Raw genomic sequence first — 18,841 nt, 5'->3', positions numbered from 1 at the left:
GCTGATGTCTGATACCCATCCGTCCGCCGAATCCACTGCACCGGAGGCCGGCGGCACTACCGTCGACCAGGCCGTTGCCCAGGGCGGTGCCTATGAAGTCCTGCGCCGCCGCCTGGCCGAGCAGGGCCAGCGCCTGCAGGGCCTGGCCGAAACGCTCAACCGCCAGCGCCTGGCCGAGTTCGGCGACAGCCGCCTGGAGGTGGTCGGGCGCTTCCGCATCCGCAGCGAAAACAACTGCGTCGGCCGTGACATCGTGCAGGTCGGGCCGGACCGCCTGCTGTTCGGCTACAACGTGTTCATCGGGCTGAAGACCCAGACCCGCATCGAGGACGTGTTCGGCCTGTACCGGCTGGTGCAGGGCAGCGACGGCTACGACGTGGCGGCGCTGGAGCTGAAGGGCAGCTTCCTCGACCAGCCCGGCTTCGTGCACGACTTCAACGAACTGTACGCCTACTACAAGCACGCGCGCCTGCTGCAGCTGATCGTGGTGGGGGACAAGCTGCTGGCGTCGTTCCAGATCGGTGAGCGCAGCAGCGACGTGCGCGTGTTCCGCTGGGCGCTGTCGCGCGATGGCGAACTGACCTATCTGGATGCGCGCGGTGAGCGCGATATCGCACTGCCGCCGCCGTTCGACTTCGAATGGACCCGGGCGACCCGCGACCTGGCGGTCAATGGCCGCCATTCGCACCTGAACATCCTCGATACCCTGTTCGTGGAGACCACCGGCGGCGACCTCACGATCAAGGTCGAGAACAACACCGAGACCGGGCAGGGCATCTACAGCGAACCGGTGGAGGACAGCACGCAGTCGCTGGACGACGCCCAGTTCGAGTTCGCCCGGGTCGGCTCGCTGGTGCTGCTGAAGGTGCTGCCGTACCGCGAGACGGAGTGGCGCGGGCTGATCTACAACACGCTGACCGGCGGCATCGTGCGCAACGATGCGATCGTGCAGGCCTGCGTGCAGCTGCCCGAAGACCACGGCGTGATCTTCCCGGGTGGCTATTACCTGCAGGGCGGCGAGCACAAGGCGTTCGACGCCTCGATGGCCGGCATGCAGTTCAAGCGCAGCATCCGTTCGCCCAACGGCGAGGACGTGCTGTACATCTTCTACGAGCGCGAAGGCGGGCGCTCGGCGCTGTTCGTCTACAACACCATCCAGCGCGTGCTGCAGAACCCGGTGTTCGGCCATGGCTACGCCTTGATGCAGGACGGGCGCATGGTGCTGTTCCATGCCGAAGGCAGCGAACCGACCCGCATCCATCCGATGCAGGTCTGGCAGACCCCGTTCAGCAGTGACGAGTTTGCTGCAAGCCGGCCACCCGGCAACACCTTCATGGGACGCATCGGCAACGCCGAACTGGTGCGGGGCATCTCCAACCTGTTCAACCTGGCGCGCGAGATCGATGGCCAGGACGTGTCGGTGCAGCGCTACCAGCGCCTGGTGGCCGACACCCGGCGCCTGTTCGATGCCCACCACTGGCTGGGCGACGCGGCCTGCGATGGCGCCGAGGCGCTGCTGCGGCAGATCAGCGCCACCGGCGAATCGGTGCTGGACGAGTACGAGAAGGTGCAGTCGATCCGCCAGCAGTCGGCGCAGGCGATGGTCGAGGCAGAGGCCGCGCACAAGGCGCTGCTGGGCCGGCTGCAGCCGCAGAACTGGAACGAGGTGCAGGCCTTCGTCGAGGCCCTCAATGCGATCACCGCATTGCGTGGACGGCTGCTGACCATCCGCGAGCTGCGTTACATCGACACCGCGCGCATCGAGACGATGACGGCCGAGCTGGTGGAGGCGCAGGATCGTGTCGGCGCCGCCACGGGTGACTTCCTCGCCGGCGATGCCGCGCTGGTGCCGCTGACCACGCGCCTGGAGGCGCTGGATGAGGCTGCGCAGCAGGCGCAGAGTGCCCGCCAGCTGGATGAGCAGCTGGAGGGGCTGCGCGGGATGGCGGCCGATCTGGATATGCTGTCTGAACTGATGGCCGGCCTGAAGGTGGACGATGCCACCGCCCGCACCCGCGTGGTCGAGTCCATTTCGGTGCTGTACGGCCGCCTCAACCAGGCCCGCGCGCGTGCCGATCAGCGCCGCAGGTCGCTCGGCTCAGCCGAGGCCGTGGCGCAGTTCGCCGCGCAGTTCGCGCTGTTCTCGCAGTCGATCACCAGCGCGCTGGCGCTGGCCACGGACCCGGAGCGTGCCGACGAGCAGCTGTCGCGCCTGCTGGTGCAGCTGGAGGAGCTGGAGAGCCAGTTCGGCGAACACGAGCAGTTCCTCGGCGACATCCTGAGCAAGCGCGAAGAGCTGGTTGAAGCCTTCGAAACGCACAAGCAGGCGCTGCTGGATGACCGCCAGCGCAAGGCACGTTCGGTGCTGGATGCGGCCAGCCGCATCCTCGATGGCCTGGCCAAGCGCACCGAGCGCTTCGCCACCGCCGATGAGCTCAATGCGTTCTTTGCCGGCGATCCGCTGATCCTCAAGCTGCGTGAGCTGGCCGAACGCCTGCGCGCGTTGCATGACAATGTCAAGGCCGACGACATCGAAGCGCGCCTGAAGGGCGTGCGTGACCAGGCGGTGCGCCAGCTGCGTGACCGCAGTGATCTGTACGAAGCGGGCGGCAACGTGGTGCGGCTGGGGCCGCGCCATCGCTTCAGCGTCAACACCCAGGCGCTGGACCTGACCCTGCTGCCGCGTGGTGACACGCTGGCGATCCATCTGACCGGCACCGACTTCCTGGAGACCCTGCACGATCCGGAGCTGGATGCGCTGAAGCCGTTCTGGCCGGTCACCCTGGACTCCGAATCACCTGCACTGTATCGCGGCGAGTATCTTGCCGGCAGCCTGTTGATGGCCGCGCAGGAGGGGAGCGACGGGCTTGACCTGGCCACGCTGCAGCACGACGTCGCCACGCCCGAAGCACTGGACCAGCGCGTGCGTGCGTTTGCCGCACCGCGCTACCGCGAAGGCTACGAGCGCGGCATCCATGACCATGATGCCGCGCTGATCCTGCGTGCGTTGCTGCCCTTGCAGCAGGCGGCCGGCAGCCTGCGGCATGCACCGCGGGTGCGTGCGCTGGCGGTGCTGTTCTGGGCTGCCGAGCAGCGGCGCGAAGCGGTGGCGCAATGGCCGGCCCGCCAGATGGGTGCTGAAGCGCTGGCACGCCTGCTGGGGTCCGACGAAGGGCGCCTGGCGTTGCGTGCGGAAATGGCCGAGGCACTGCTGGCGTATGCGCAATCCCACGCGTTGCCGTTCGATGCCGATGCCGCAGAGGCCGCGGCCGCTTATCTGGGCGAGGAACTGGCGGCCGGCGAACCGGTGTTCAGCAGCAGCCGCCATGCGGTAGCGCTGCTGGAGGCACTGGCTCGGCAGCTGGAACAGGCCGGGCAACGCGAGGCGGTCGAACGCGCCCTGCAGCGCAGCCAGGATCCGCTGGCCACGCGCTGGGCGCTGGCCGGTCAGTGGCTGCGGGCGCTGGCGCGGATGCCGGCGCATGCCCCGCATGCCGGCTACGTCGACGAGGCTGCAGCACTGCTGCTGGTGCAGCGCCAGCTGCGTACCCGTGCCAGCGACGCCGCGCTGCAGGCGGAGGTCAGTGGCCTGCTGGGTGAACACGCACGCATCAGCAACGGCACGCTGGTGGTATCGCTGGATGACTTCCTGGTGCGCCTGAAGCAGCACCTGCGTCATTTCGTGCCAGCGTTCCATGCCTACCAGGCGCTGCGCCAGGGCATCATCGGCCGCGAGCGCGAGACCCTGCGGCTTTCCGAGTTCAAGGCGCGGCCGCTGTCCTCGTTCGTACGCAACAAGCTGATCAACGATGTCTACCTGGGCGTGATCGGTGACAACCTGGCCAAGCAGATGGGCACGGTCGGCGAGAACAAGCGCAGCGACCTGATGGGCCTGCTGATGATGATTTCGCCGCCCGGCTACGGCAAGACCACGCTGATGGAATACGTGGCGCACCGCCTGGGCCTGGTCTTCATGAAGATCAACGGCCCGGCGCTGGGTCACGAGGTGCGGTCGCTGGACCCGGCCCAGGCACCGGACGCGACCTCGCGGCAGGAGCTGGAGAAACTCAACCTGGCGCTGGAAATGGGCAACAACACCATGCTGTATGTGGACGACATCCAGCACACCCATCCCGAGTTCCTGCAGAAGTTCATCTCGCTGTGCGATGGCACCCGCCGTATCGAGGGTGTGTGGCGCGGTCGCACCCGCACCTACGACATGCGCGGCAAGAAATTCTGCGTGGTGATGGCCGGCAACCCGTATACCGAGTCCGGCGAGGTGTTCAAGATTCCGGACATGCTGGCCAACCGTGCCGACATCTACAACCTGGGTGATGTGCTCGGTGGCATGGAGGCGGCCTTTACCCTCAGCTACATCGAGAACAGCCTGACCTCCAACCCGGTGCTGGCGCCGCTGGCTACACGCGACATGGCTGACCTGTACACGCTGGTCGACCGGGCGATGGGCAAGGAGGTCTCGACCAACGGCCTGAGCCACGCCTACAGCAGCGCGGAGATCAACGAAATCACCGCCACCCTGCAGCGCATGCTGCGCGTGCGCGACGTGGTCTACCGCGTCAACCAGCAGTACATCGCCAGTGCCGCGCAGGACGACCGCTACCGCACCGAGCCGCCGTTCCGGCTGCAGGGTAGCTACCGCAACATGAACAAGCTGGCCGAGAAGATCTCGCCGGTGATGAACGAGGAGGAGCTGCAGCAGTTGATCTCCGACCACTACCTGGGCGAGGCACAGCTGCTGACCACCGGCGCCGAAGAAAACCTGTTGAAGCTGGCCGAGCTGCGCGGCGTGCTGGACGACACGCAGGCGCAACGCTGGACGCAGATCAAGCGCGACTTCCTGCGCAACAAGGCCATGGGGGCCGACGACAGCGATGTCGGTGGGCGCGTGGTCGCGCAGCTGGCCGACATCGCCACCGCCCTGCAGCTTCCACCGCCAGCGCCGGAAGCGATTGCCGTTGCCGACCCGGCACCGTGGCCGGCGTTGCTGGAGGCCCTGCATCGTCTTTCTGAAACACGTCCGCCCGCCGCGCCGGTGCCGGTCGCGGCAGCCGCCAGTGTGCCGACGACGGTCCTGGCCGACGACCTGCAGGCTGGCCTGGCACCGTTGGTGGAACTGTTGGCGGCATCGCAGGCGCAGCAGGCACAGGTGTCGCAGACCCTGGCCGCGTTCGCCGGCTGGGCGCGGCAGCAGGTCGAGCGTGGGGTGCCGAACAGTGCGGTGGCGCAGCGTGCGCGTGTGCGCCGTGCCACGACGCCGGAGGAGCGCGCGCTGGATGAGGCGCTGATGCGTCACTTCTACGGCGAGTCGTTGCCGCCGGACGACGGTGAGGAGATTCCAGCGACGACACCGAAGCCGCCGCCGCTGCCGTGACCATGCAGGCGCCACTGCCGCCACCGAGCTTGCCGGACACGGCCGATGTCGCCGCGCTGGCCGACTATGGTGCGCCGTTGCTGCAGGCGCTGGCACGGCGCGAAACACCGTTGCCGCCGGGCGCGGGCGCAGGGCTGGTGGCCGCACTGGCACGCATCGCGCTGGCCCTGCAGGCCGATAACCCGGCACAGATCCGGCAGCAGGCGGGCTGGTGGGGCCGCCTGCTGGGGCGCGATGTCGATCGCGAGGCGGAAGGACGTGCGCTGCAGTCGCAGCTGGGCGTGCTGGCCCTGCAGGCGCGCGAGCAGGCCCAGCAGCTGCAGCAGCAGCTGCAGCTGCGGGCCATGGCCATCGCCGGACATTCAGCGGCGGCCGCAGCGCTGGACGCCTGGGTCGAGCTGGCAGCGGTGCGGCTGGCGTCGCTGGATACCGCCGGCCAGGCCGCGCTGTCGCAACGGCTCGATCACCTGCGCCGGCTGGCCACGCTGCGCCGTCTCGAGGCCGGCCAGTGGCAGCTCCTGCAGGACCAGGACAACGTGCTGCTGCAACGCTTCGCGCGCATCCATGACGTCCTGTTGCCAGCCTGGCGGCAGGCCGCCGCGGCGGGCCAGGCCGCGGCCGGCGCCACATTGGCGGCGAAGGCCGCCACGCTGCACGCACAGATCGATGACGAGGTCGCGGCGGCTCAGGCTAGACTGCCTTGAGCCGGCCGCCGCTGCCGCTTACCCAACTGCAAGGAGACTGCCCGATGACCCAGGACAGCCAGACCCCCGGTGCCCTCGTGCCCGGCACGACTACCGCCGTTCCGCTCGATGAAGGCGCATTGCAGGCGCTTGGCCTGGTCCGCGAGGATCTGCCGCGCATCGCCGAGATCCGTCTGGAGCTGGATGACCTGCGCCCGGGCAACCTGCAGGTCTTCGGTCGCGAAGCGGCCACGCGCACCGCAGCGTTTTCCAGCCAGTTGCTGGACCAGGTGCGCAATCGTGACCTCGATGCCAGCGGCGAGAAACTGGGCGAAGTGGTGCGCATCGCACGCAGCCTGAAGCTGGACGGCTTCGCGCAGCGGTCGAAGGTGCCGGTGATCGGTGGCCTGATCGACCGCCTGCGCGTATCCAAGGGCGAGCTGGTGCAGAAGTTCAGCGACACCAATGCGCAGATCGAGCAGCTGCTGGGTGATGTCGGTGTGCAGCAGGCGTTGATGGGCAAGCGCGTGGGCGAGTTCGACCGCATGCATGACATCGTCCGCGAAGAACGCCATGCGCTGGGCCTGTATGCTGCGGCCGGCAAGCAGCGCCTGGCCGAACTGCAGGCCGAGCAGCAGGCCGGGCAGGGCAGTGAGGATCCGCAGCAGCGCATCCGCCAGAGCGAAGTCGACAACGCGATCCGCCTCCTCGAAAAGCGCGTGTCCGACCTGCAGCTGATGCAGCATGCGGCCGACCAGTCGCTGCCGATGATCCGCCTGATCCAGGCCAACGCGCTGCAGCTGATCGAGAAGTTCAACACGGTGCGCGAGATCACCATCCCGTCGTGGAAGCGCCAGTTCGCCATCCAGCTTTCGCTGGGTGAGCAGAAGGCCGCGGTCGAGCTGTCCACCGCCATCGACGATGCCACCAACGAGCTGATGCGCCGCAACGCCGACCTGCTGCGCCAGGCCTCGGTGGATACCGCGCGCAGCAACCAGCGCGGCGTGATCGACGTGGCGACGCTGCGCCACGTGCACGACCAGTTGATCGCCACGGTCGAGGAAGTGCGCAGCATCCATCGCGAAGGAATGCAGCAGCGGCAGCAGGCCGAAGTCGAGCTGTCGCGCCTGCGCGAAGACCTGCAGCAGCGACTGGCCACCCCGACTGCCAGCTGAAAAAAGGGGACGGAGGGGATTAAGTCGTTTGTGCCACTTGCGACTTAATCCCCTCCGTCCCCTTTTTGTTGTCAGCGCAGTTGCTGGCCCAGCCAGTCGGCCAGCGCATCCACGCGCCCATCTGCCGGTCCATCCGGTCGCGCCAGCACCCAGAAGCCACCGGTGGCGGCAAATCCCCACGGCGCGACCAGTCGCCCGGCGGCCAGGTCCTCGGCCACCAGTGGCTCCGGTGCGATCGCCGGGCCCAGCCCGGCCACCGCTGCCTCCAGCAGGTAGTACAGGTGCTCGAAGGCAGTACCCAGCTGCAGCTTCGAGATGTCCAGACCGTGCGCTTGCGCCCACGCCGGCCATGCCTGCGGCCGTGAGCTGGTGTGCAGCAGCGTCTCCTGCAGCAGCGCCGAGGGCGGCACATGCCGCAGGCGCTGCGCGGCCGGATGCGAGGGGGCCACCACCACGCCGACCCGTTCCGGCGCCAGCTCACGCACCTGCCAGCCCCGGGGCCACGGCCCCTGCGCCAGCAGCAGCACCGCGTCCAGTGCGGCCTGCGCCTCGGTGAAGCTGCCATCCAGCGCCGACCACTGCAGGCGTACGCCGGGCAGGGCGGCCTGCAGTGCGGGCAGGCGCGGAATCATCCAGCGCGCCAGCACGCTGCCGCTGCAGCCCAGCACCAGCGCCGGGGCCGCGGTCGGCCGGCGCAGTTCGCGCACGCAGTCTTCGATGCCGCTGAAGGCCTCGCTGCACGCTGCCTGCAGGCGCGTGCCCGCAGCGGTCAGCCGCAGGCCGCGACCGGCCCGCTGCAACAGCGCCAGGCCGAGGTGGTCTTCCAGCAGCTTCAGCTGGCGGCTGACCGCGCCGTGGGTCACGTGCAGGTCCTGCGCGGCGCGGCCAACCCCGCCCAGGCGGGCGGTGGCCTCGAACGCGCGCAGCGCATTGAGCGGTGGCAACAGCGAACGGCTCATGTGAGATTTCCTGACGGTATACGCCAGATAATATCCATTTTCCGGTCACGACCCGTGCGCTAGAGTATCCACCTGTCTCGAACCAGCGGTCGCTTCCATGTCTGCCTCCCCCATTGCCGACTACCACGCCTTCCCGGATGCCCAGGGCCATTTCGGCCGCTACGGTGGCAGCTTCGTTGCCGAAACCCTGGTCGGCCCGCTGCAGGAACTCGCCCAGGCCTATGACCAGGCCCGCCAGGATCCGGCATTCCAGGCCGCCTACGACCGCGACCTGGCCCACTACGTGGGCCGGCCGAGCCCGATCTACCACGCCCAGCGGCTGAGCGACCATGTCGGCGGCGCGCAGATCCTGCTCAAGCGCGAAGACCTGAACCACACCGGCGCGCACAAGATCAACAACACCATCGGCCAGGCGCTGCTGGCGGCGCGGATGGGCAAGAAGCGCATCATCGCCGAGACCGGTGCCGGCCAGCACGGCGTGGCCAGCGCCACGGTTGCCGCGCGGTTGGGCCTGGAATGCGTGGTGTACATGGGCGCCACCGACATCGAGCGGCAGAAGATCAACGTCTACCGCATGAAGCTGCTCGGCGCGACGGTGGTGCCGGTCACCTCCGGTTCGGCCACTTTGAAGGACGCGCTCAACGAAGCGATGCGCGACTGGGTGACCAATGTGCAGGACACCTTCTACATCATCGGTACGGTCGCCGGTCCGGATCCCTACCCGCGCATGGTGCGCGACTTCAACGCCATCGTCGGCCGCGAGGCACGCGAGCAGATGCTGGCCGAGTACGGCCGCCTGCCCGATGCGATCACTGCCTGCGTCGGCGGCGGCAGCAATGCCATCGGCCTGTTCCATGCCTTCCTCAACGACCGCCAGGTCGAGATCGTCGGCGCCGAGGCCGCAGGTGATGGCATCAGCACCGGTCGCCATGCTGCATCGATCGCCGCCGGTCGCCCGGGCGTGCTGCATGGCAACCGCACCTATGTACTGTGCGACGACGACGGCCAGATCATCGAGACCCATTCGGTGTCGGCCGGCCTGGACTATCCGGGCGTCGGCCCCGAACACGCATTCCTGGCCGATACCGGCCGCGCGCGCTACCTCGGCATCACCGATGACGAAGCACTGCAGGCCTTCCACCTGCTGGCGCATACCGAGGGCATCCTGCCGGCGCTGGAGTCCAGCCATGCGCTGGCGCAGGCGATCAAGCTGGCGCGTGAGCGTCCGCGTGACCAGATCGTGCTGTGCAATCTGTCCGGCCGTGGCGACAAGGATGTGCATACCATCGCCGCGCGCGAAGGGCTGGTGCTGTGAGCGCGCTGCTGCGCAACAGTGGCGTGCTGCTGCTGGCGCTGGGGTTGGCCGCGTGCCAGCCGCCGGAGCCGCCTCTGCTGGCACCGGCCGCCAAGGCCACCACGCAGCCGGCACAGCAGGCGGCCGCGAATGATGACCTCGACCCGATGGCACGTGCGCCGATCGTCGATCCGCCGTCCACGGAAGATATGGACAGCGATGGCGCGCCCGCGGTGGTCTCGGTGGCGCTGGACCATGCCGGCGAGGTGCTGATCGGCCAGCACATGGGCGATCTGAAGGCACTCGGGCCGTGGACCGCGCAAGGGGCGGTCGAAGCCATCGGCGGCAGTTGCGAGTACTACGACGGCAAGGGGCTGCCGCCCGGCGTGTCGATGATGACCGATGAAGATCGCGTCGTCCGTTTCGATCTCGGCCTGGATCCGGACAGCGGGGCGCCGACCCAGCAGCCCGGTCCGTTCGGCCTGCGTGTCGGCATGACCCGCGCCCAGGCCATGGCCCAGTTCCCGAAGCCGCCGGTATCCAGCCCGCATGCCTACGACGGTGACCAGGGCGAGTACCTCACCTGGCAGGACCCGGGTTCGGACCTGGGTATCCGCGTGGAACTGTTTGAAGGGCGGGTCACCCAGATGTACTGGGGAACCAGCGATGCGATTGAACTGATTGAAGGATGTGCCTGAAATGTCCGTATCCCGACTCGATGCCTGTTTCCAGCGTCTGCGCGAACAGCAGCGCAAGGCGCTGATCCCCTTCGTCACGGCCGGTGATCCCTCGCTGGAGGCCACCGTGCCGGTCATGCACGCACTGGTCGACGCCGGCGCCGACGTGATTGAACTGGGCGTGCCGTTCTCCGACCCGATGGCCGATGGCCCGACCATCCAGCGCAGCTCCGAGCGCGCGCTGGCGCGCGGCGCCGGCAGCCGCTACGTCCTGCAGGCCGTGGCGCAGTTCCGCGAGCGCGATGCGCAGACCCCCGTGGTGCTGATGGGCTACCTGAACCCGGTGGAGATCCACGGTTACGCGGCCTTCGCCAAGGCCGCCGTCGACGCCGGCGTGGACGGCGTGCTGCTGGTCGACCTGCCGCCGGAAGAAGCGGGCGACGCCCAGCAGGCGTTCGACGCAGCCGGCCTTGCGCTGGTACTGCTGGCGTCGCCGACCACCAGTGAGGCGCGAGCCGACAAGCTGTTGGCGCTGGCCCGTGGCTATCTCTACTACGTCAGCTTTGCCGGTGTCACCGGCGCGTCCGAGCGCCTGGACAGCGATGCCGCCAGTGCCCGCCTGCAGGCGTTGCGCGCGCGTGCGTCGGTGCCGGTGGTGGCGGGCTTCGGCATCAAGGATGCCGCCAGTGCCGCGGCCATGGCCCGGCAGGCCGACGGCGTGGTGGTGGGCAGCGCGCTGGTGGCGGCGCTGGCCGAAGCGGGCTCGGCGGAAGAGGCCGCGCAGCACGCCCGGGCCTTCCTCGCCCCGCTGCGGCAGGCGCTGGACGCGTAACGGTAGTGCCGGCCACTGGCCGGCATCCTCCTGAGGGCTCGCGTGCAAGGGCTGCCGGCCAGCGGCCGGCACTACCCATCGGTCTGCACGCAAGGGCTGCCGGCCAGCGGCGGGCACCGCCCCAGCACCTAAACGTACGTCCCAGCATGGTTTTTTCCGGCTGCCCCGTGGCTGGCAAGGGGGTGCACGGGCGGGGAAAGCGGAGCTAGACTGTCTGCCTTTGCGGCCCCCGGGCCGCCCTGAACGGAAGTGTCCTCCCGCATGAGTTGGCTCAGCAAGTTGATGCCGTCCGGCATCCGCACCGACAACACCCCCAGCAAGAAGCGCAGTGTCCCCGAGGGCCTGTGGGAAAAGTGCAGCAACTGCGGCAGCGCGTTGTACCGTCCGGAACTGGAAGAGAACCTGGAAGTCTGCCCGAAGTGCGGCCATCACATGGCGATCCGTGCGCGTGCGCGCCTGGCCGCCCTGTTCGATGCCGACAGCACCACCGAGATCGGTGCGCGCCTGGGGCCGACCGACCTGCTCAAGTTCAAGGACCAGAAGAAGTACAGCGAGCGCATCAAGATCGCGCAGAAGAACACCGGCGAGTACGACGCGCTGATCGCCATGCGCGGCCTGCTCAAGGGCCGTGCGCTGGTGGCATCGTCGTTCGACTTCGCCTTCATGGGCGGCTCGATGGGCTCGGTGGTCGGCGAGCGTTTCGCACTGGCCGCGGAAACCGCGGTCGAGATCGGTGCGCCCTACGTGTGCTTCTCGCAGAGCGGTGGCGCCCGCATGCAGGAAGGCCTGTTCTCGCTGATGCAGATGGCCAAGACCTCGGCCGCGCTGGGCAAGCTGCGTGAAGCCGGCCTGCCGTACATCTCGGTGCTGACCCATCCGACCACCGGCGGCGTGTCGGCCTCCTTCGCGATGCTGGGTGACATCAACATCGCCGAGCCGCAGGCGCTGATCGGCTTCGCCGGCCCGCGCGTGATCGAGCAGACCGTGCGCGAGAAGCTGCCGGAAGGCTTCCAGCGCTCGGAATTCCTGCTGGAGCACGGCGCCATCGACCAGATCTGCGACCGTCGCGAAATGCGCGACCGCCTGTCCGATCTGCTGGCAATGCTGGGCCGTCAGCCGGCGCCGGAGGTGGCTTGATGGGAGGCCGCAAGTACTTCGGTACTGATGGCATCCGTGGACGGGTCGGCCAGGGCGTGATCTCGGCCGACTTCGTGCTGCGCCTGGGCAACGCCCTGGGCCGTGTCCTGGTCGACCAGCGCGGCCAGGATGGGCGCCGGCCGATCGTGGTGATCGGCAAGGACACCCGCATCTCCGGTTACATGTTCGAAGCGGCACTGGAAGCCGGCCTTGTCGCCGCCGGTGCCGACGTGCAGCTGCTGGGGCCGATGCCGACCCCGGCGGTGGCGTTCCTGACCCGTACGCTTGGCGTGGACGCTGGCATCGTCATCAGCGCCTCGCACAACCCGCACTACGACAACGGCATCAAGTTCTTCTCCGCCCAGGGCGAGAAGCTCGACGACGCCACGGAACTGGCCTTGGAAGCGGCGCTGGACGTTCCGTTCACCACCGCCGAATCGGAGAAGCTGGGCAAGGCGTCGCGCGCGCGCGAAGCGGTCGGCCGCTACATCGAGTTCTGCAAGGCCAGCGTGCCGCGCGCGTTCGACCTGCGTGGCGTGCGCCTGGTGCTGGATTGCGCACACGGCGCCACCTACCAGATCGCACCGCTGCTGTTCCGCGAACTGGGTGCCGAGGTGATCGGCATCGGCGCCGAGCCCAATGGCGTCAACATCAACGCAGGCGTGGGCTCCACCCACATCGACAACCTGGCGGCCAAGGTCCGCGAAACCCGCGCCGATCTCGGCATCGCCTTCGATGGGGATGGCGACCGCGTGCTGATGGCCGACGACCAGGGCAATCCGGTCGATGGCGATGACCTGCTGTATATCCTGGCCCGCGCATGGAAAGCCGAAGGCCGCCTGCGCGGCCCGGTGGTCGGCACGCTGATGAGCAACTACGGCGTCGAGAAGGCATTTGCCGACCTGCAGATTCCGTTCGTGCGCAGCAATGTCGGCGATCGCTACGTGCACCAGGCGCTGATGGAAGGCGGCGGCGTGCTCGGCGGTGAAGCCTCCGGCCACCTGCTGTGCCTGGATCGGGCCACCACCGGCGACGGCATCGTCAGCGCCCTGCAGGTGCTGGTGGCATTGCGCAACAGCGGGCAGACCCTGCGCCAGGCGCTGAAAGGACTGGTGCGGGTGCCGCAGAAGACGGTCAACGTGCGGCTGGGCAATGTCTCGGCCAAGGCCACGGTGCAGGCCGGCAGCGTGCAGGCCGCGCTGGCTGTCGCGCAGCAGTCGGTGGCCGGCCGTGGCCGTGCGTTCCTGCGCCCGTCCGGTACCGAGCCGGTGGTGCGGGTCACGGTCGAGGCCGATGATGCGACGCTGATGCAGGACACGCTGGATCGACTGTCCGCGGCGGTACGTGAAGCCGCCGCCTGAGGCCGCTGCACATCCGTCCAACGAAAACGCCCCGGAATGCCGGGGCGTTTTCGTTGAAGGGGCAGGGCGGTGGGTTGCCTACGGCCCCGGCACCATCTTCTTCTGGCGTGCCTTGAAGCCATTGAACAGCGGTGCGATCAGCGGGTTGTAGCTCTGTGCGATGCGTTTTCGCAGCCAGCTGGCCGGGCGGTTGCGGATCGCGAAACGATAGATGCGCTCCGGGTCGCCGCCCACCACATTGCGTCCGAACGGGTGGGTGGTATGCAGGTAGCGGAAGCCGTGCTCGCGCGCCACCTCGATGTGGTCCTGGTCGAAATCGCCGTAGGGCCAGCACAGCGTATCGGACACCTCGCCAAGCTTGTCCTGCAGGACGTCGCGCGAGACTGCCAGGTCGTGGCTCAGGCCGGCACGGCGCTGTGCGCGGTCCAGGTCGTCGCGGCGCAGCCAGCGGGTGTGGGTATGGGTGTGGCAATGCACTTCGAAGGTGCCGGCGGCGATGGCCGCGCGCGCTTCGCTCCAGCGCATCATCACGTCGTCGCTGCGGTTCTGCTCGTAGATCGCCGCTTCGCAGCCGCGATGGTCCGGCGTGGCAGGCAACGTTGCCCCGGCAAGCCCGGCGTGGGGCCGCTCCGGGCCTTCGCCCATCCAGCCGGTGACCACGAACACCACCGCGTGCATGCCGTACTTCTGCAGGATCGGGTGCGCATACACCCAGTTGTCCAGGTAGCCATCGTCGAAGGTGATCACGATCGACTTGCGCGGCACCGGCTTGCCGGCCAGGAAGCCGGCGTACTGGTCCAGTGTCAGCGACGTCCAGCCGTTGCCGGCCAGCCACGCGATCTGGCTTTCGAAATTCTCCGGTGACACGGTGATCATGCCCGGCGACGGACTGACGTGGTGGTGCATCAGCACCGGTACGGTTCGGGCATCAGCCATGTCCCAGCTCCTTCAGCCACTGGTGGTAATAGTGTTCGGTGGTCTCACCGTGGCCGTCGGGAGTGAACCGGTGCGCGCTGCGCATCCAGTCCCACCCGGCGCGGCCCATCTGCCGCCGCCGTTCCGGATCGTCCACCAGCAGGCGCAGGGCGCCTGTCAGGGCTGCATTGTCGCCCAGCCGGGTGAGGATCGCATTGCTGCCATCCACCACCATCTCCGGCACGCCACCCACCCGCGTGGCCACGATCGGCACCCCGACATAGGCGGCCTCCAGGAAGACGGTACCGGCCGCTTCCTTGTGCGATGCCAGCGCGAAGATGTCGAAGCCAGCCATCAACCGGCATGCGCCATCACGATAGCCAAGCAGATGGACCTGCTGCTGCAGCCCGTGCTCGTCGCGCAGCGCCTGCAGCCGGTCCATGACCGGCTGGCCATCGCCGACCACCACCAGGTGCAGGTTCGGGTGCGTCTTGCACAGCGGCACCATCGCCTGCAGCAGGTCGGCATGACCCTTGGGTTCGCGCAGCACCGCCACGCAGCCGACCACGATGTCCTGTTCGCCGAAGCCGAGTTCGGCGCGCACGTCCGCGCGTACCTCCTGCAGGCATTGCCAGGGGTCGTCCTTGCGGATTTCGCTCCAGCGCGGCGGGACCGCGATGGGCGGCACGATACCGATGTGTTCGGCCGGAATGCCGCGCGCGGCCAGCAGCTGCTTGACGAAGCTGCTGACGGTCAGCACCCGGTGCGGCAGGCCGGTATAGGTCAGCAGCGAGTTGACCGGGCTCATCAGGTGGCGCGAGCGCACCACCAGCGGCGTGCCGCCCAGGCGTGCACCGGCGGCGGCGATCAGTGCGTCACGGCGGCTGGTGGTGTTGACCACGTCATAGCGTTCGCGGCGCACCAGGCGCGAGACCGACCAGATGCCGCGCAGCAGGCGCAGCAGGCCACCCATGCGCAGGGTATGCACGGTGAAACCATCATCGCGTGCCAGCTGGGCCAGTCGCGCTTCGGGCTGGCACAGCAGCGCCACCTCGTGGCCACGCGCGCGCATCACCTGCATGTGGCGGAAGATGTAGATCTCCTGCCCGCCCATTCCCTTGGCGGCTTCAGTGTGCAGGATGCGCAGCGGACGGTTCATGCAGGATCGATCCTTGAGGGTCAGCGGTTGCGGAAGCGGGTCAGCGCTTCCCATGCAGTGCGTACGGCGGCCGCATCGGGCGCCTGCTGTGGCAGCGGCCGGTAGCGCAGGTCCAGGGCGGTGGCGTTGCCGAACTTGTCGAACACATAGATGGCATCGCCATGGCGCACCGCGCGCTGCGACCAGCTTTCGACCACCAGCGCACGCGTGCCCTGCGGCTCGGCCAGCAGGTCCTGGCCGGTGCTGTAATCGGCCGGTGCGTTCTCGCAACCCAGTGCGTGGCGCATCAGTGTCGGCACCCAGTCTTCGTGCGAGCTGGTGCGTGCGTCGTGGCCAGCGGCCTTGCCCGGCCAATGCAGCACGAACGGGACCTGCAGCTGATAGTCGGAGAAGTTGCCGTTGTGGCCCCAGTAGTTCAGCTTGAGGTCGTTGAACTCTTCGGCATGGTCACCGGTGACCAGCACGATGGTGTCCTCGGCCAGGCCCTGTGCGCGCAGGTCGTCCAGCAGCGAGCCGATCAGGCTGTCGGCATAGTGCACGGCGGTGCGGTAGCGGTTGAGTTCCGGCGTCGGGTCATGCTCCGGGCCGAATTTGAGGAAATCGATATCGGCGGCCATCGGTGTGGCCACCGCCGGATAGCCCTCGGGCATGTGGTAGGGCGCATGGGTGGAGTCGAGGAACACGAAGCCGAACCACGGGCGCTGCGCGGCCTGGCTGGCGCGGATGTCCTGCTGCAGCGCACTGATGATCGCGCGGTCGCGGCCGTCGGACTTCAGCGCTGCCGGCCCCTGGTGCAGCTGGTCGCGGACATCGGCGAACACCGTGCGATCGAACTCCGGGCTGTACAACGGCGCACTGCCGTACAGGTGCAGGTCGTAGCCCTGCTGGCCCAGCACCTGGAACAGCTGCGAGCCACGCTGCTCGTCAAGCATGCTCGGCCAATAGCCTCCGGGCAGGCCGTAGAGCAGCCCGAACAGGCCGTAGCGGGTGGCATTGCCGGTGCTGAAATGGTGGTCGAAGACGCGCGCATCCTGCGCCAGCGTCGACGTGTTGGGCATCAGCTGCGGTGTCAGCACATCGTGGCGCAGCGACTCCAGTACCACCATCAGTACGTTGGGACGATGTGGGCTCTGGCAGCGCAGCGGATGCAGCGGGTACAGCAGCTGCGCATGGCGCGGGTCGGGCAGGCCGGCGTGCTGTTGGCTGACCACGCCCAGGCGCCGCATGAAGCTCTTGGCCGTGATCGGCTGCGCCCACGGCAGGTAGTTCCACTGCGCGATCACATCACGGTCGCCGCGGGCGTCGTAGTAGGCCGTGGCGACCTGGCCGCCGGCCATCAGCAGCGCGACCACCGCCCAGGCCTGCAGCACCCGTCGACGGCGCGGCGCGGCCGGCAGCAGTTTCCAGCACGCCCAGGCCAGCAGGCCCTCGGCGGTGAAGACCGCGGCAACCAGCAGGCCGACCTGCAGCCAGGTCTTCCAGGACAGGGCAACCTGGTCCTGCAGGGCGCCGCCGAACACCATGTTCACAACCATGGCATTGAGGTGGAAGCGGTACAGGGTGAAGACCTTGGCGTCGACCAGCAGCAGGCACAGCCACAGGCCCTGCAGCACGGCCGCGCTGATGCTCAGCGTACGCGCGCCGCGTGGCCACAGGCCCAGCAGCAGCGGCAGCAGGCCGGCCAGCGCACCGAACGCGAGCAGGTGGCCGGGCAGGGCGACCGCCAGATAGGCCAGGCCGGCGCCGCCGCCCGGATTGTCACGCAGCGGTACATTGCCCAGCGCAATCGCCGCGGCCAGTACCGCATTGCCGGCGATGAACAGCGACCACCAGGCCAGCCGCCGCCAGCGCCGGGCGGAACCTTCAATGGCAGGGGCGGCAGGGGCAGCTGCGGGCATGGTGGGGCAGGTTCAGGGGGTGCAGGGGAGGGGCGGGGCCAACGTGACGGAAGCGTTGCTCCGCGCGCGGGTCGCGCATTGTATCGGTTTGTTTCCGTGTATCGAGTGGCGTCCCCCGGGCGATCTGTCACAATGTTCAGGCGGGCCATGAATGCGTTGGCCCCCTCAGACCCAACGACAAGCCAGGAACCGCTGTGAGCCAGATCCCCACCCTCGACATCACCCGTTTCGACAGCGACCGCGAGGCCTTCGTGGCCGAGCTGGGCGCGGCCTACCGCCAATGGGGATTCGCGGGCATCCGTAACCACGGCATCCCGCAGGCCGACATCGACGCGGCCTACGATGCCTTCAAGGCTTTCTTCGCCCTGCCGGAAGAGGTCAAGCGCAAGTACCACGTGGCCGGCAGCGGCGGCGCCCGCGGCTACACCCCGTTCGGCGTGGAAACCGCCAAGGGCTCCAAGCATTTCGACCTGAAGGAGTTCTGGCACATCGGCCGCGAGATCGCCGACGATTCCAAGTACCGGGACGTGATGGCGCCGAACCTGTGGCCGGCCGAGGTCGAAGGTTTCCGTGAGCGCGGTTACGGCCTGTATCAGGCGCTGGACAACCTGGGGTCGCGCGTGTTGTCCGCGTTGGCCCTGCACATTGGCCTGCCGGAAGACTTCTTCGCCGACAAGACCAACTTCGGCAACTCGATCCTGCGCCCGATCCACTACCCGCCGATCACCACTGACGACATCCCGAACGTGCGTGCCGGTGCCCATGGCGACATCAACTTCATCACCCTGCTGGTCGGCGCCAGTGCCGCAGGCCTGGAAGTGCAGTCGCATGACGGCGAGTGGGTGCCATTTACGTCAGATGCGGACACGATCGTGGTCAACATCGGCGACATGCTGCAGCGCCTGACCAACCACGTGTATCCGTCGACCATCCACCGCGTGGTCAACCCCCCGGGTGACCTGGCGCGCCAGCCGCGCTACTCGGTGCCGTTCTTCCTGCACCCGAACCCGGACTTCCTGATCGACGTGCTGCCCTCGTGCATCACTCCGGAGAACCCGAGCCGGTATCCGCAGGCGATCACCGCCCACGGCTTCCTCGAGGAACGCCTGCGCGAGATCAAGCTGAAGTAAGGAAAAGTGAGGCCGCCGAAAGGCGGCCTTTTTCTTTGCAGGGTTGCACCCTGCACCCGCGGTAGTGCCGGCCGCTGGCCGGCAAGTCCAAAGCCAAAGCGGCTCTGGGGTGTTCCGTGGGGAGGCGGGGAGGTGGGGGGGGGGGGGGGGGGGGGGGGCGCCGCCCCCCGGGGGGGGGGGGGGGCGGCCGCGGGGGCGCCGCCCCCCCCCCCGCCCCCCCCCCCCCCGC

Annotated in this window: 13 protein-coding genes; 9 read left to right on the top strand and 4 right to left on the bottom strand. The window is 68.4% G+C overall.

Annotated elements, in window-relative coordinates; translation table 11 throughout:
- Positions 1-4: 4 nt before the first annotated feature.
- Genes AC5JLE_RS17250 through AC5JLE_RS17240 form a run of 3 tightly spaced genes read left to right on the top strand, consistent with a single transcriptional unit; the run spans position 5 to position 7,250 of the window.
- Positions 5-5,392 (top strand): DNA repair ATPase, encoded by a 5,388-nt coding sequence (locus AC5JLE_RS17250; RefSeq protein ID WP_032957491.1) that lies wholly within the window; start codon positions 5-7, stop codon positions 5,390-5,392.
- Between the two features lie 2 nt (positions 5,393-5,394).
- Positions 5,395-6,096, top strand: coding sequence for a hypothetical protein (locus tag AC5JLE_RS17245; RefSeq protein WP_014647883.1), 702 nt, complete (start codon positions 5,395-5,397; stop codon positions 6,094-6,096).
- A gap of 44 nt (positions 6,097-6,140) precedes the next feature.
- Positions 6,141-7,250: a toxic anion resistance protein gene (locus tag AC5JLE_RS17240; RefSeq protein WP_014647882.1), complete on the top strand. Its 1,110-nt coding sequence runs from the start codon at positions 6,141-6,143 to the stop codon at positions 7,248-7,250.
- 71 nt (positions 7,251-7,321) lie between these two features.
- Here AC5JLE_RS17240 and AC5JLE_RS17235 read toward each other — a convergent pair whose 3' ends face one another.
- Entirely contained in the window at positions 7,322-8,209 is an 888-nt protein-coding gene (locus AC5JLE_RS17235) for a LysR family transcriptional regulator (protein WP_496065496.1), read from the bottom strand.
- Positions 8,210-8,306: 97 nt separating this feature from the next.
- Between AC5JLE_RS17235 and trpB the strand changes: the two genes are divergently transcribed.
- From trpB to glmM, 5 genes are all read left to right on the top strand, one after another.
- On the top strand, positions 8,307-9,524 hold the full coding sequence (gene trpB / locus AC5JLE_RS17230) for a tryptophan synthase subunit beta (RefSeq protein WP_032957499.1): 1,218 nt from the start codon (positions 8,307-8,309) through the stop codon (positions 9,522-9,524).
- A complete protein-coding gene (locus AC5JLE_RS17225) occupies positions 9,521-10,201 on the top strand; it encodes a hypothetical protein (protein WP_049407824.1) in 681 nt (226 codons plus the stop codon). The genes trpB and AC5JLE_RS17225 overlap by 4 nt, the downstream gene beginning before the upstream one ends.
- 1 nt (position 10,202) lies before the next feature.
- A complete protein-coding gene (trpA, locus tag AC5JLE_RS17220; RefSeq protein ID WP_014647878.1) occupies positions 10,203-11,012 on the top strand; it encodes a tryptophan synthase subunit alpha in 810 nt (269 codons plus the stop codon).
- Positions 11,013-11,273: 261 nt separating this feature from the next.
- Positions 11,274-12,149, top strand: coding sequence for an acetyl-CoA carboxylase, carboxyltransferase subunit beta (accD, locus tag AC5JLE_RS17215; RefSeq protein ID WP_005410473.1), 876 nt, complete (start codon positions 11,274-11,276; stop codon positions 12,147-12,149).
- Positions 12,149-13,510, top strand: coding sequence for a phosphoglucosamine mutase (glmM, locus tag AC5JLE_RS17210; RefSeq protein WP_401734128.1), 1,362 nt, complete (start codon positions 12,149-12,151; stop codon positions 13,508-13,510). Before accD ends, glmM begins: the two co-directional genes overlap by 1 nt.
- A gap of 78 nt (positions 13,511-13,588) precedes the next feature.
- Here the strand turns inward: glmM and AC5JLE_RS17205 are convergent, their stop codons facing one another.
- From AC5JLE_RS17205 to AC5JLE_RS17195, 3 genes are read right to left on the bottom strand one after another with little or no spacing between them, the layout of a single operon-like run.
- Positions 13,589-14,446, bottom strand: a complete 858-nt coding sequence (locus tag AC5JLE_RS17205; RefSeq protein ID WP_049407821.1) for a polysaccharide deacetylase family protein — start codon at positions 14,444-14,446, stop codon at positions 13,589-13,591.
- A complete protein-coding gene (locus tag AC5JLE_RS17200; protein WP_014647875.1) occupies positions 14,439-15,584 on the bottom strand; it encodes a glycosyltransferase family 4 protein in 1,146 nt (381 codons plus the stop codon). Before AC5JLE_RS17200 ends, AC5JLE_RS17205 begins: the two co-directional genes overlap by 8 nt.
- A 20-nt stretch (positions 15,585-15,604) precedes the next feature.
- Positions 15,605-17,482 (bottom strand): DUF3413 domain-containing protein, encoded by a 1,878-nt coding sequence (locus AC5JLE_RS17195; protein ID WP_481445652.1) that lies wholly within the window; start codon positions 17,480-17,482, stop codon positions 15,605-15,607.
- 194 nt (positions 17,483-17,676) lie between these two features.
- Between AC5JLE_RS17195 and AC5JLE_RS17190 the strand changes: the two genes are divergently transcribed.
- Entirely contained in the window at positions 17,677-18,612 is a 936-nt protein-coding gene (locus AC5JLE_RS17190; RefSeq protein WP_134966871.1) for an isopenicillin N synthase family dioxygenase, read from the top strand.
- Positions 18,613-18,841: the final 229 nt, after the last annotated feature.

This window comes from Stenotrophomonas sp., from assembly GCF_059505245.1.
Note: the sequence above shows the minus strand (reverse complement) of the source record. Positions and strands in the feature narration are given on the sequence as shown.